The sequence below is a fragment of the Pseudomonas sp. GW821-FHT07G10 genome (assembly GCF_059418545.1).
On record NZ_JBWKQB010000011.1, the window covers coordinates 157,460 to 170,101 of the forward strand.

The following is a 12,642-nucleotide window of genomic DNA, read 5'->3' on the forward strand; positions in this document are numbered from 1 at the left end:
TTTTTTATACATACGTGCGCCATTGCAAAGGATTCGTACTGCCATGACTCAGCCCATTGCCTTGACCGTTGAAGCCGGTTTGCGCGCCGAGCAGGATTTGCTGGCCTCTGTTTGCGCTGGCGAACTCGAGTTTGGCCTGTTGTTCTGGCAGCCGAGTGATCGAGCGCTGGTTATGCCCAGACGTTTGAGCCGCCTGCCAGGCTTTGAGGCGGCAAGTATTGAGCTGGCCGCCAGCGGCTGGCCGGTGTTGTTGCGCGAGACCGGTGGTGAGCCGGTGCCGCAATCTTCGGCAACCATCAATATTGCACTGGTCTACGCGCCGCCACGCAGTGAAGGTGATCAGGGCCGGATCGAAATCGCCTATCGCCGGTTGTGCGATCCGATCTGTGAGCTGCTCGCTGAACTCGGCGGCACACCTTCTCTGGGAGAAGTCGACGGCGCATTCTGCGACGGGCGTTTTAACGTCAATCTCGATGGTCGCAAGATGGTGGGCACCGCTCAGCGTTGGCGTCAGAGCAAGGGCGGCCAGCGTCCGGTGGGGTTGGTGCACGGTGCGCTGTTACTGGACAACGAGCGCGAGTCGATGGTCGCGGCGGTCAACCGTTTCAATGAAGCCTGTGGTCTTGAACAGCGTGTTCGTGCTCAGAGCCACATCGCCTTACATGAGCAATTCGCCGCCCCGGATGCAATCAAGCGGCTGGATACCCTGTATCGACAGCTACTGGCGAAGTTGCTGCCGGCTTAACGAGTGCCGAATACCACCATGGTCTTGCCTTTGACATTTACCAGGTTGCTCTCTTCGAGGTCCTTGAGTACGCGCCCGACCATTTCTCGTGAACAGCCGACGATCCGGCCGATTTCCTGACGGGTCACTTTGATCTGCATACCGTCTGGATGGGTCATGGCATCCGGTTGCTTGCACAACTCCAGCAGGCAACGGGCTACCCGGCCGGTGACGTCGAAGAACGCCAGGTCGCCGACCTTGCGCGTGGTATCGCGCAGGCGCTGGGCAATCTGGCCGCTGACGACGTTGAGAATATCCGGGTCCTGCCGGGACAGTTCGCGGAACTTGCTGTAGCTGATCTCCGCCACGTCACATTCGATCTTGGCCCGTACCCAGGCGCTGCGTTGCTGTTCATGACCGGCTTGTTCAAATAAACCCAGCTCACCGAAGAAGTCACCTGAGTTGAGGTAGGCGATGATCATTTCCCGGCCATCGTCGTCCTCGATCAGGATGGTGACTGAACCTTTGATGATGAAAAACAGCGTGTCCGAACGATCGCCAGCACAGATGATGTTGCTTTTGGCCTGATAGCGTCGGCGCTGGCAGTGCATCAACAACTTGTCGAGGTTCTTGATCTTGGGTGTGGGGGTAATAGCAACCATGGTTGAATCCCGAAAAGACTGCACGGTGTGGTTTCGTTTTAGCTTTTTTATCGAGCGCAAGATGCTGCAAATAGCTGGCCAAACGCCATTGATTTGGCGCCAGCTTAACAGACGCATTCTGTAGAGATTCGGGAATTTACCTATCGGAAGCGGCAGTCTCTGAGCTGGATGCAAAACGCTGTCCTTTCTGAGCCCTGTGCTAAGCTGGCGACCCTTTTTTAGCAGTGGAGTCTTGGCGATGAAGGCACGCATCCAATGGGCTGGCGAAGCCATGTTCCTCGGTGAATCGGGCAGCGGTCATGTGGTCGTAATGGATGGTCCGCCAGAAAGCGGCGGTCGCAACCTGGGTGTGCGGCCCATGGAAATGCTCCTGCTGGGCCTTGGCGGTTGCAGCAATTTCGATGTGGTCAGCATCTTGAAGAAGTCTCGCCAGGCAGTGGAAAGCTGCGAAGCCTTCCTTGAGGCTGAGCGCGCCACTGAAGACCCTAAAGTCTTCACCAAAATTCACCTGCATTTCGTGGTCAAGGGGCGGGCCCTGAAAGAAGCTCAGGTCAAACGCGCGATCGAGCTGTCGGCCGAGAAGTATTGCTCGGCGTCGATCATGCTCGGTGCCGCCGGCGTCGCCATTACTCACGACTATGAGATTGTCGAACTCGGTTGAATCGACATTCAACTATCATAAAAGCGGTGCAGACTCTGGCGATCATTGGCCGAGGTCTGCATAATGCGCCACTTTTTTCAGGGCAGTGATCGCTTTCAAGGCAGGTCACTTGCCCGAGCAGACAACCAAAATCGCCATCGCGAAGAGGTGTTAACCGTCCTACGCAGGTGCGTCGTTCGCATCTGACGGGCATGCTTGATCACGCGGCCGGGCCGCAATACAAAGAGAGTTTTTAACGGTGAAAAGCAAACTCAAGCTCCACGGGTTCAATAACCTGACAAAGACCTTGAGCTTCAACATCTATGATATCTGCTATGCGGAAACCCCGCAGGACCAACAGGCTTACGTCGAGTACATCAACCAAGAGTACGACGCCGAACGCCTGACGCAGATTCTTACCGATGTTGTCGATATCATTGGTGCCAACATCCTGAACATCGCCCGTCAGGATTACGATCCGCAAGGCGCCAGCGTGACCATTCTGATTTCCGAGCAGCCGGTGACACCTACCGACAGCCAGATCGAAGAATCCCCGGGGCCACTGCCCGAGACCATCCTGGCTCACCTCGACAAAAGCCACATCACCGTACATACCTATCCGGAGATTCATCCGGTGGACGGTATCGCGACTTTCCGTGTGGATATCGATGTGTCGACGTGCGGGGTTATTTCACCGCTTAAAGCGCTCAACTATCTGATTCACCAGTTCGACTCGGATATCGTTACCGTGGATTACCGCGTGCGCGGTTTCACCCGTGATGTTGAAGGCAAGAAGCACTTCATCGATCACGAGATCAACTCGATTCAGAATTACCTCTCCGAGGACACCCGCGACGGTTACCAGATGACCGACGTGAATGTGTACCAAGAGAACCTGTTCCACACCAAAATGCTGCTCAAGAACTTCGAACTGGATAACTACCTGTTCGGCGACGCCACCAGCAACTTGTCGGTCGAACAACGCGCTCAGGTTACTGAGCGGGTGAAGCACGAAATGCTGGAGATCTTCTACGCTCGCAACATGTCGAGCTGATCTGCCAAGCAAAAAAAGGGCGCTTATTCAGCGCCCTTTTTTGTGCCCGCAGTTTTGGTTACAGACTAGATCCGGTAGGTGCTCTTGGTCATGACCTTGGCCATCAGACTCATGCCGAACTTGACTGGCGCCGGGAAGCGGAAACCACCGGCATCCAGGGCGCTTTCGGCGTGCAGCTCTTCATCGATGCGCATCTGCTCGAGAATTGCCCGGGACTTCTCGTCTTCGGCAGGCAGTTGCTCCAGGTGTTCATTCAAATGTTTGCATACCTGATCTTCAGTCGCGGCCACGAAGCCGAGGCTGACTTTGTCGCTGATCAGCCCGGCAACCGCGCCAATGCCGAACGACATGCCGTAGAACAGCGGGTTCAATAGGCTGGTATGGCTTCCCAATTGGCGGATGCGTTGTTCGCACCAGACCAGGTGGTCGATCTCTTCTTCGGCGGCATGCTCCATCGCGGCCCGCACCTGCGGCAGCTTGGCGGTCAGGGCCTGGCCCTGATACAGCGCCTGGGCACAGACTTCGCCGGTATGGTTGATGCGCATCAGGCCGGCAACGTGCCGGGCGTCCGCATCGCTCAACTGCGCGTCAGGCTGCACGATGGCCGGTGAAGGGCGATAGGGCTGGCCGCTGAAAGGCAGCAGGGTGCGCATGGCCGCGTCGGCTTGCAGCAGAAGACGGTCAATCGGCGAGTAGTGACGTTGGGTAGTCATGCTTACCTCCGGGAAGAATCACGGCGGCCAGTTTACCCCAATCGATGAGGCGAAGCCTGCGCTGGATCAGCACACCCTTGGCTGCAATGGTGCGAAGGGTGTGCCGCAAAGGTGGGTTCTAGAGCAATCAGCCCGGAGGCCAGTGCATCTGACGCTGGCCGAGCACGTGCATATGAATGTGATAGACGGTCTGCCCGCCCTGTTCATTGCAGTTCATGACCACACGAAAGCCTTTTTCGCAGCCAAGCTCTTTGGCAAGACGTTGGGCGGTGAACAGCATATGTCCGGCCAGCGCTTTATCATCTTCGGTGAGGTCGTTAAGCGTGCGGACCGGTTTCTTAGGAATAACCAGAAAGTGCACCGGTGCCTGTGGGGCAATATCGTGGAAGGCCAGTATCTGGTCATCCTCGTAGATGATCTTCGCGGGTATTTCTCTGTTGATGATCTTGGTGAACAGAGTATCCACAGCTGTTGCTCCGTTGTGTTGGTCCGGGCTGAGTGTACTCAGGTGACCTGCCTGCGCCCAGCCCTTTGCATGGTTGTGAGTTAACGCGGGCAGTAAGTCTTGTTGATGACACCGGCAATTTTCCGTATGAGCCAGCGTGAGCCAAGGCGTGGAACAAAGGCGCGCCAGCGGTTGCGACGCCCGGGAATAATGATTGCGCGGTTCTTTTCCAAAGCGCGTACGGTGTAGAGCGCAACCTCCTCGGGGCTCATCAGCAGTTTGCTGCTTTCCAGCTTGCTTGCGTCGAGCTGAGCGGTGCGGAAGAAGGCAGTGCGCGTCGGCCCAGGGCAGAGCACCGATACCTTTACCGCGCATTTTTTCAGCTCTTCGCGCAGACCTTCCGAGAAATGCAGGACATAGGCCTTGCTGGCGTAGTACGTACTCATCCAGGGGCCTGGGTGAAAGGCCGCGATCGATGCGACATTCAGAATCTGCCCGCCACCATAAAGAGCCATGGTGTTGCCAACGGCATGGCACAAACGGGTGAGGGCGAGAATGTTCACTTCGATCAGGTCTTGTTCCGTCATCCAGTCCTGGGCCAGAAACGGACCGCAGGTGCCGATGCCGGCGCAATTGACCAGCAAATCAATCTGACGGTCACCTTCTTCAAGCTCCAGCAAAAAGCCGGAGAGGCGCAGCGGCTCTCCCAGGTCGCAGGCACGGAACAATACTTCCACGCCAAAGCGCTGGGTCAGTTCTATCGCAATGCTTTCCAACTGATCACGTTGGCGGGCCACCAGAATCAGGCTGCGGCCACGTCTTGCCAGCGCTTCGGCCATGGCCAGGCCAATGCCGCTGGAAGCACCAGTGATCAGAGCGTAACGGGTCATGCAAATCTCCATCGCAACGGCTTCGCACCTGGGACAAAGGTGTCACAGGCGCAGAGCGCTTTTCATTCTTGCGCAGAGTCTACAGGGGGCTGAGCTGATTGGGCTGCATCTGTCGCTGGTTCGATGTTTTCGTAGCTCCTCGGCGAGCTGCTCTCGTACTCATCTTTGAGAGTGTAAGGCCGCCAGCGATTGCGTCGATGAGCACCGCGGCAAGCAAGACCAGCCAGAGTGAAGACAGCGCTTTGACTGTTGTGCTGTCCAACGGCCTCAGCGCGGCCAGCGTTTCGGCAATCGCGTGGCAAGCTCTTGCGCGCTGCGGTATTCAGCGTCCAGGCGTGCCACCAATTGATCGACGCTGGGCAGATCATCAATTTCACCTACCCCCTGGCCAGCCGACCAAACGGTTTTCCAGGCTTTGGCTTCGTCGCTGAGGGGCTTGAGTTTCGACCCGAAGTTGACTTCACCCTTACCCTGCAGCACCCCCACATCGAAACCGGCATTTACCAGGCTCTGGCGCATGAAGCTTGCGGGGACGCCGGACACCGCTGGGGTGTGAATGATGTCGGCGGCCTTGGAGCTCAGTAGCATCTCTTTATAAGCTTCAGGTGCGTGGCTTTCGGTTGTGCCAATAAAGCGTGTGCCGAAATACGCCAGATCCGCACCGAGCAGTTGTGCGGCAAGAATCTCGTGGCCGTGGTTCAAGCAACCGGCCAGTAGCAGGGTCTTGTCGAAGAACTGGCGGATTTCGGCAATCAGTGAGAACGGACTCCAGGTCCCGGCATGTCCGCCAGCACCGGCGGCGACCGCAATCAATCCGTCCACGCCAGCTTCAGCGGCTTTTTCAGCGTGGCGACGAGTTGTGACATCGTGAAACACCAGCCCTCCATAACTGTGTACCGCATCGACGAGCTCTTTCACCGCGCCGAGGCTGGTGATGACAATCGGCACTTTGTGTTCGATACAGATCGCCAGATCCGCCTCAAGCCGCGGGTTGCTATGGTGAACGATCAAATTCACGGCATAGGGCGCAGGATTTTCCAGCGCCGCCAGTCCTGCTTCAATTTCCTCGAGCCAGGCTTTGAAACCGCTGCTTTCACGTTGGTTGAGAGCGGGAAAGCTCCCGACCACGCCGTTACGACAGCAAGCCAGTACCAACTGCGGGTTGGAAATCAGGAACATCGGCGCTGCCACGACAGGCAGACGCAAGCGTTCTTCGAGCAGAGCGGGCAGCGACATTGAAAGTACCCCGAATAGTTGCGACTAGTAGGATTTAGAACGGCCGCACAACGACCAGAATTACGATTGCCAGCAATATCAGAACAGGCACTTCATTGAACCAGCGATAAAAAACGTGGCTGCGGGTGTTTTCGCCGCGGGCAAAGCGTTTTACCTGTGCGCCGCACATATGATGGTAGCCAATCAGGATTACCACGAGGGTCAACTTAGCGTGCATCCAGGCGCCTTGGCCGAAGTAGGTGCTCGGGTTGAGACTGATCAGCCAGATCCCGAATGCCAGCGTGGCGATCATCGCCGGGCCCATGATCCCGCGGTATAGCTTGCGCTCCATGATGCTGAAGCGCTCTTTGCTAACGCTTTCTTCACTTTGCGCGTGGTAGACGAATAGTCGCGGCAGGTAAAACAGGCCGGCAAACCAGCAGACCAGACTGATAATGTGAAAAGCTTTGAGCCACAGATACAGCATTTTTAGTTATTCCCAGGTTCACGGTAGTCCGAATAGTAGAGGCTTGAGCCTCCGTACGTCACCTTGACGGTTGTCGCAGGCCTGCGCGGCCCCTATTATCGACGGCTTTCCAGTGGTTCGTTGAGGGCAGGTATATGGTCAAGGTCGGTATCGTCGGCGGCACGGGTTACACCGGTGTCGAACTGTTGCGTCTGTTGGCACAGCATCCGCAAGCTGAAGTGGTAGTGATCACTTCCCGATCCGAGGCGGGCCTGGCCGTTGCCGACATGTACCCGAACCTGCGAGGCCATTACGACGGCCTGGCGTTCAGCGTGCCGGACATCGAGACATTGGCTGCCTGTGATGTGGTGTTCTTCGCCACACCGCACGGTGTTGCTCATGCATTGGCGGGCGAGTTGCTGGCAGCGGGCACCAAGGTTATCGACCTGTCGGCAGACTTCCGTTTGCAGGATGCTGATGAATGGGCCAAGTGGTATGGCCAGCCTCATGGCGCGCCACAGCTGCTGGAGGAAGCCGTTTACGGTTTACCTGAAGTCAATCGCGAGCAAATCAAACAGGCGCGCCTGATTGCGGTGCCGGGTTGCTATCCAACGGCCACGCAATTGGGCTTCCTGCCATTGCTTGAGGCTGGGCTGGCAGATACCACACGCTTGATCGCTGACTGCAAGTCTGGTGTCAGCGGCGCCGGTCGCGGTGCCAGCGTTGGTTCGCTGTATTCCGAGACCTCCGAAAGCATGAAGGCCTATGCGGTCAAAGGGCATCGTCATTTGCCTGAGATTCGCCAGGGACTGCGTCGCGCAGCCGGCAAGGATGTCGGCCTGACCTTCGTGCCGCATCTGACGCCAATGATTCGTGGTATTCACTCGACACTCTATGCGACCGTTGTGGACAGGTCGGTGGATCTGCAGGCGTTGTTTGAAAAACGCTATGCCAATGAGCCATTCGTCGATGTCATGCCAGCGGGCAGTCATCCGGAAACCCGTAGCGTACGCGGCGCCAATGTCTGCCGTATAGCCGTTCATCGTCCACAAGACGGTGATCTGGTGGTGGTGTTGTCGGTGATCGATAACCTGGTCAAAGGAGCGTCGGGTCAGGCGGTACAGAACCTGAACATCCTGTTCGGTCTGGATGAGCGCTTGGGCCTGTCCCACGCCGGGATGCTGCCGTAAGGGAGTTATCTCCTGTAGGAGCGAGCTTGCTCGCGATGGATTCCAAGGCGCCACGTTTATCCAGGAAGTACGTGTCACCGTTAACGACCATCGCGAGCAAGCTCGCTCCTACTTGCTATACCATAACAATAGTTGACCGCTTTTCTAGGAGAAGCGGATAATGCGCGTCATCACGCATTATGGCGGCGTAACACCGGGAGATAGTCAGCATGAGCGTCGAATCCTTCACCCCCACGGCTTTGCAATTTACCCACGGTGCCGCGCACAAGGTAAAGAGCCTGGTCGATGAAGAGGGTAATGATCGCTTGAAGCTGCGCGTATTCGTTACGGGCGGCGGTTGTTCAGGGTTTCAATACGGCTTTACCTTCGATGAAGAAGTGGCCGATGACGACACCATCGTTGAGCGCGAAGGCGTCAGTCTGGTAGTCGATCCGATGAGCTTCCAGTACCTGGCAGGCGCCGAGGTGGATTATCAGGAAGGTCTGGAAGGTTCTCGTTTCGTAATCAAGAACCCGAATGCCACTACGACGTGTGGTTGCGGTTCTTCGTTCTCGATCTGATCGATCAGCGCTGTACCCGTTTCACTCAACGCCGCATGGCTTCAGAGCCCTGCGGCGTTTTGCTGTCTATCGATCAAGCGGGATAGATGGCACCGAGTACACGCAAGCCTTGAGCACCGGTGACGCTGGGGCGATTGGCTGAAATACCTTCCAGGCAGCAATGGGCCAGCCAGGCAAACGCCATGGCTTCGACCCAGTCCGGGTCAACGCCGTAAGCAGCGGTGCTGCTGACTTTGGTGTTTGGCAGCAGGGCGGCGAGGCGGCTCATCAATGCTGCGTTGTGGGCGCCACCGCCGCAGACCAGCAGCTCTTGCGTCCCGCTTTGCGCTGCTTGTAATGACTCGACGATGGTCAGTGCGGTCAATTCAAGCAGTGTCGCTTGCACGTCTTCGGCGGAAAACTCTGGCAGGCAGCGCAGATGCTGCTGGAGCCATTCAAGATTGAATACTTCACGACCGGTGCTCTTTGGGCCTTTGGCCAGGAAGAAGGGGTCGCTGAGCAAGGCTTTCAGCAGCGCGGGCTCTACCTTCCCACTGGCGGCCCATTGGCCATCGCGATCAAAGTTGTCGCCGCGCTGCGAGTGAATCCAGGCATCAAGCAAAACGTTTCCGGGGCCGCAGTCAAAGCCCGCGACGGGCTTGCCAGTCTCGATCAGGCTGAGATTGCTGAATCCGCCGACATTCAGCACTGCGCGATTGCCTGCACGCTCATCAAACAGCGCTTCGTGGAAGGCTGGAACCAGCGGAGCACCCTGCCCGCCAGCGGCAACGTCACGGCTGCGGAAGTCGCTGACGACGGTGATGCCGGTGAGCTCGGTCAGCAGGGCTGGATTTCCGATCTGGACAGTGAAGCCCCGTGCAGGCTCATGGCGAATGGTTTGTCCGTGGCTGCCAATCGCTCGAATATCTTCAGGCTTCAGTTTCTGTTGAGCGAGGAGGGTGCGGATGCCCTGAGCGGCCAGTTGCACCCAGTGCTGTTGGGCGATGGCGGAGCGGGCAATCTCGTCCGGGCCGCTGGCACACAAGCCAAGCATCTCGGCGCGCAGGGTTTCAGGCATGGGGATGTAATGCGTGGCGATCAGCTTGATCGCCGGTGCTTGCTCGATCAGCGCGATATCCAGGCCATCAAGGCTGGTCCCGGACATCACACCTATATAGAGCGCCATGACTTAGCGTTTACTCGAAGCCAGCATGGTGGCTTTCTCTTGCTCCATCCGCGCCATCAGCGGCTGACTTTGCTGCAGGAAGCGCGCACGTTCCGCTTTGGCGATCGGGTCGGCCATTGGCAGCTTCTGGCCCAGTGGGTCGACGTGTACACCGTTGACCTGGAACTCATAGTGCAAGTGTGGACCAGTGGAGAGCCCGGTGGTGCCGATATAACCGATAACCTGGCCCTGCTTGACGTTGCCGCCAGTCTGGATGCCTTTGGCGAAGCCCTGCATGTGGCCATAGAGCGTGCGATAGGTATTGCCGTGCTGGATGATCACGGTGTTGCCGTAGCCACCGCGGCGGCCGGCCAATAGAACCTTGCCATCACCGGCGGCCTTGATCGGCGTACCGCGAGGGGCTGCATAGTCGACACCTTTATGGGCGCGGATCTTGTTCAGGATCGGGTGCTTACGCCCCATGGAGAAGCGCGAGCTGATGCGGGCGAAGTCCACGGGAGTACGGATAAAGGCTTTGCGCATGCTGTTGCCATCAGCGGTGTAGTAGCTGCTGGAGCCTTGCTTGTTGGTGTAGCGCACGGCGGTGTACGTCTTGCCGCGGTTGGTGAAGCGTGCGGAAAGGATCGGGCCGGTGCCGACGGTTTTACCGTTGATGACCTTTTGTTCGTAGATCACATCGAATTCGTCACCCTGACGAATATCCTGGGCGAAGTCGACGTCATAGCCGAACACGCTGGCCATATCCATGGTCAGACTATGAGACAGACCGGCACGTGCGGCGGATTGCGAGAGCGAGCTGTTGATCACGCCATGAACGTAAGCGGAGCGTACTGTGGGCTTGGTGGTGACACGGTTGAAAGCAAAGCCCTTGGCACCTTTGATCAGGCTAATGCTTTCCAGGTCGCTGACCTTGCTGTGCAAGTTGTTCAACTGGCCATTGGGGCCCAGTTCGAACTCGAGTTTCTGGCCGTGCTTGAGCTGAGTAAACAGTTTGGCCTGTTTGTCGCTGGCCAGGACTTCATGCACCGATGTCGTTGGCAGGCCGACTTTCTCGAACAGTGTGGAGAGCGTGTCGCCTTTGGCAACAATAACTTCCCTGTGAAGCGGGGTTTTTTTCTCTTCTACAACCGCTGGAGCAGGCCGTGCCTGAGCGGTTTCCTTGCTGTCTTCGGGGTTGTTTTCGATTTGTGCAAATGGGGGCGCTAGCGCTTCATTTGTGGCTTGTTCCGCATCGGAAGCGTCTTGATCTTGTGTCAGTTGCTGAACCGGGCTTTCCAGGTCAAGACTCAGAGTCGTTCTTTTGGCTTCTACATCGCTTGAAGGGAATACCAGGAGCGCCAGGCTGAGAAGAGCGGCAATACCACTTGCGGCGAGCAGGTGGGTCTTCGGATAAAGCGGCGGCGCCTTAGTCGGTTCTGTGAGCATAGGTAATTTGACTTTGATAAAGATGAATTGGAAAAGATGAATGACATGATGAAGATGAAATAACTGTATAAAATATAACCAAATCATCTGTGAAGCAAGCCCGCGGACACTCTGTTCGTGGATTGGCCTCCGTACGCCGGGCAAAACTTGTAATTAGTCCGCGATCTTGTATGGTTGGTTCCCTTTGAATCTGAGCCTTGCGGGTCTGTTATGAAGTCGGTTGAAGAACAGCTAGCGCTGATCAAACGTGGTGCGGAAGAGGTGTTGGTCGAGTCCGAGCTGGTCGAAAAGCTCAAGCGTGGTCAGCCACTACGTATTAAGGCTGGTTTCGATCCGACCGCGCCGGATTTGCACCTGGGTCATACGGTGCTTATTAATAAGCTGCGTCAGTTCCAGGACTTGGGGCATCAGGTGATTTTCCTGATAGGCGACTTCACCGGAATGATTGGTGATCCGAGCGGCAAGAGCGTAACGCGTCCTCCGTTGACTCGTGAGCAGGTCCTCGAAAATGCCGAGACTTACAAGAGTCAGGTATTCAAGATTCTTGATCCGGCCAAGACCGAGGTGGCGTTCAACTCCACCTGGATGGACAAGATGGGGCCGGCGGATTTCATTCGTCTCACCTCGCAGTACACCGTAGCGCGCATGCTTGAGCGCGACGACTTCAACAATCGTTACTCGACCAATCAGCCGATCGCGATCCATGAGTTCCTTTATCCGCTGGTTCAGGGGTATGACTCGGTGGCGCTGCGTGCCGATGTCGAGCTGGGCGGTACAGATCAGAAGTTCAATCTGCTGATGGGGCGCGAGTTGCAGCGTTCTTATGGGCAGGAGGCGCAGTGCATCCTCACCATGCCTTTGCTTGAAGGCCTGGATGGTGTGAAGAAGATGTCCAAGTCTCTGGGCAACTACGTCGGGATTCAGGAAGCGCCAGGCGTGATGTATGGCAAGCTGGTTTCTATTCCGGATGCGCTGATGTGGCGCTACTTCGAGTTGCTGAGCTTCCGCTCGATGGATGAGATTGCCGTATTTAAGGCTGATGTAGAGGCTGGCGCCAATCCTCGTGACATAAAGATCAAGCTGGCTGAAGAAATCGTAGCGCGCTTCCATGGCGAGGAGGCTGCGGCGAATGCTCATCGCGCGGCTGGCAATCGCATGAAGGATGGTGAGTTGCCGGATGATCTGCCTGAGATCGAATTGACTGCTACCGAAGATATGCCGATTGCCGCCGTCCTTAATAAGGCGGGCCTGGTGAAGAACTCGGCAGTGGCGCGCGACCTTCTTGGTTCTGGTGGTGTGCGTATAGATGGTGAGGTGGTTGATCGTACCTATATATATGCACTGGGTGCGACCCATGTTTGTCAGGCTGGTAAGAAGGCTTTTGCGCGTATTACGCTAAAGCCTGAATAAAGCGTCAATTAACCCTTGACGGCAGAATCTGGAAGCCTATAATTCGCCCCACTTCCGGCGCAGTCGAAACGGAAAACTCCTTG

Annotated in this window: 14 protein-coding genes; 6 read left to right on the top strand and 8 right to left on the bottom strand. The window is 56.7% G+C overall.

All coding sequences use genetic code 11. The annotated features are described in order from the left end of the window. The first annotated feature begins 43 nt into the window (after positions 1–43). Complete coding sequence (locus AC07O1_RS14895; protein ID WP_495011950.1) at positions 44–745, top strand: lipoate--protein ligase family protein; 702 nt, start codon at positions 44–46, stop codon at positions 743–745. Here AC07O1_RS14895 and crp read toward each other — a convergent pair. Next, a complete protein-coding gene (crp, locus tag AC07O1_RS14900; protein WP_494990535.1) occupies positions 742–1,386 on the bottom strand; it encodes a cAMP-activated global transcriptional regulator CRP in 645 nt (214 codons plus the stop codon). The two genes, AC07O1_RS14895 and crp, sit on opposite strands and share 4 nt — an antisense overlap. Before the next feature lie 238 nt (positions 1,387–1,624). Here crp and AC07O1_RS14905 point away from each other — a divergent pair, with 238 nt between their 5' ends. After that, positions 1,625–2,047 carry an OsmC family protein gene (locus AC07O1_RS14905; RefSeq protein ID WP_495011949.1) on the top strand — a complete coding sequence of 141 codons (423 nt, stop codon included), beginning with the start codon at positions 1,625–1,627 and terminating at the stop codon, positions 2,045–2,047. Between the two features lie 238 nt (positions 2,048–2,285). Next, a complete protein-coding gene (speD, locus tag AC07O1_RS14910; RefSeq protein ID WP_494990533.1) occupies positions 2,286–3,080 on the top strand; it encodes an adenosylmethionine decarboxylase in 795 nt (264 codons plus the stop codon). Positions 3,081–3,145: 65 nt separating this feature from the next. On the opposite strand, the gene coq7 is transcribed toward speD, so the two are convergent. From coq7 to hemJ, 5 genes are all read right to left on the bottom strand, one after another. Next, entirely contained in the window at positions 3,146–3,793 is a 648-nt protein-coding gene (gene coq7, locus AC07O1_RS14915; RefSeq protein WP_494990532.1) for a 2-polyprenyl-3-methyl-6-methoxy-1,4-benzoquinone monooxygenase, read from the bottom strand. Positions 3,794–3,920: 127 nt separating this feature from the next. Continuing rightward, positions 3,921–4,259 carry a histidine triad nucleotide-binding protein gene (locus AC07O1_RS14920; RefSeq protein WP_495089186.1) on the bottom strand — a complete coding sequence of 113 codons (339 nt, stop codon included), beginning with the start codon at positions 4,257–4,259 and terminating at the stop codon, positions 3,921–3,923. Positions 4,260–4,339: 80 nt separating this feature from the next. Beyond that, on the bottom strand, positions 4,340–5,128 hold the full coding sequence (locus AC07O1_RS14925) for an SDR family NAD(P)-dependent oxidoreductase (RefSeq protein WP_494990530.1): 789 nt from the start codon (positions 5,126–5,128) through the stop codon (positions 4,340–4,342). A 267-nt stretch (positions 5,129–5,395) separates the two neighbouring features. Beyond that, positions 5,396–6,364, bottom strand: coding sequence for an NAD(P)H-dependent flavin oxidoreductase (locus AC07O1_RS14930; RefSeq protein ID WP_495089187.1), 969 nt, complete (start codon positions 6,362–6,364; stop codon positions 5,396–5,398). Positions 6,365–6,398: 34 nt separating this feature from the next. Beyond that, the gene (gene hemJ, locus AC07O1_RS14935; RefSeq protein WP_495089188.1) at positions 6,399–6,830 is read right to left on the bottom strand and encodes a protoporphyrinogen oxidase HemJ; all 432 of its coding nucleotides are present in this window, start codon (positions 6,828–6,830) and stop codon (positions 6,399–6,401) included. A 134-nt stretch (positions 6,831–6,964) separates the two neighbouring features. Here hemJ and argC point away from each other — a divergent pair, with 134 nt between their 5' ends. Both argC and erpA read left to right on the top strand, forming a co-directional pair. Further along, entirely contained in the window at positions 6,965–7,999 is a 1,035-nt protein-coding gene (gene argC, locus AC07O1_RS14940) for an N-acetyl-gamma-glutamyl-phosphate reductase (RefSeq protein WP_494990527.1), read from the top strand. Positions 8,000–8,208: 209 nt separating this feature from the next. Further along, complete coding sequence (gene erpA / locus AC07O1_RS14945; protein ID WP_007906865.1) at positions 8,209–8,559, top strand: iron-sulfur cluster insertion protein ErpA; 351 nt, start codon at positions 8,209–8,211, stop codon at positions 8,557–8,559. A gap of 73 nt (positions 8,560–8,632) precedes the next feature. Here the strand turns inward: erpA and AC07O1_RS14950 are convergent, their stop codons facing one another. Then, complete coding sequence (locus AC07O1_RS14950) at positions 8,633–9,724, bottom strand: anhydro-N-acetylmuramic acid kinase (protein WP_495089189.1); 1,092 nt, start codon at positions 9,722–9,724, stop codon at positions 8,633–8,635. A gap of 3 nt (positions 9,725–9,727) precedes the next feature. Beyond that, the gene (locus AC07O1_RS14955; protein ID WP_495089190.1) at positions 9,728–11,149 is read right to left on the bottom strand and encodes a peptidoglycan DD-metalloendopeptidase family protein; all 1,422 of its coding nucleotides are present in this window, start codon (positions 11,147–11,149) and stop codon (positions 9,728–9,730) included. 210 nt (positions 11,150–11,359) lie between these two features. On the opposite strand from AC07O1_RS14955, the gene tyrS reads away from it, so the two are divergent. After that, positions 11,360–12,559, top strand: coding sequence for a tyrosine--tRNA ligase (gene tyrS / locus AC07O1_RS14960; protein WP_495011946.1), 1,200 nt, complete (start codon positions 11,360–11,362; stop codon positions 12,557–12,559). Positions 12,560–12,642 lie beyond the last annotated feature (83 nt).

What these genes read in the sequence shown, in the direction of transcription:
- AC07O1_RS14895 (WP_495011950.1), top strand. Translation starts at nt 44, where the DNA reads ATGACTCAGCCCATTGCCTTGACCGTTGAAGCCGGTTTGCGCGCCGAG.
- crp (WP_494990535.1), bottom strand. Translation starts at nt 1,386, where the DNA reads ATGGTTGCTATTACCCCCACACCCAAGATCAAGAACCTCGACAAGTTG.
- AC07O1_RS14905 (WP_495011949.1), top strand. Translation starts at nt 1,625, where the DNA reads ATGAAGGCACGCATCCAATGGGCTGGCGAAGCCATGTTCCTCGGTGAA.
- coq7 (WP_494990532.1), bottom strand. Translation starts at nt 3,793, where the DNA reads ATGACTACCCAACGTCACTACTCGCCGATTGACCGTCTTCTGCTGCAA.
- AC07O1_RS14925 (WP_494990530.1), bottom strand. Translation starts at nt 5,128, where the DNA reads ATGACCCGTTACGCTCTGATCACTGGTGCTTCCAGCGGCATTGGCCTG.
- AC07O1_RS14930 (WP_495089187.1), bottom strand. Translation starts at nt 6,364, where the DNA reads ATGTCGCTGCCCGCTCTGCTCGAAGAACGCTTGCGTCTGCCTGTCGTG.
- hemJ (WP_495089188.1), bottom strand. Translation starts at nt 6,830, where the DNA reads ATGCTGTATCTGTGGCTCAAAGCTTTTCACATTATCAGTCTGGTCTGC.
- argC (WP_494990527.1), top strand. Translation starts at nt 6,965, where the DNA reads ATGGTCAAGGTCGGTATCGTCGGCGGCACGGGTTACACCGGTGTCGAA.
- erpA (WP_007906865.1), top strand. Translation starts at nt 8,209, where the DNA reads ATGAGCGTCGAATCCTTCACCCCCACGGCTTTGCAATTTACCCACGGT.
- AC07O1_RS14950 (WP_495089189.1), bottom strand. Translation starts at nt 9,724, where the DNA reads ATGGCGCTCTATATAGGTGTGATGTCCGGGACCAGCCTTGATGGCCTG.
- AC07O1_RS14955 (WP_495089190.1), bottom strand. Translation starts at nt 11,149, where the DNA reads ATGCTCACAGAACCGACTAAGGCGCCGCCGCTTTATCCGAAGACCCAC.
- tyrS (WP_495011946.1), top strand. Translation starts at nt 11,360, where the DNA reads ATGAAGTCGGTTGAAGAACAGCTAGCGCTGATCAAACGTGGTGCGGAA.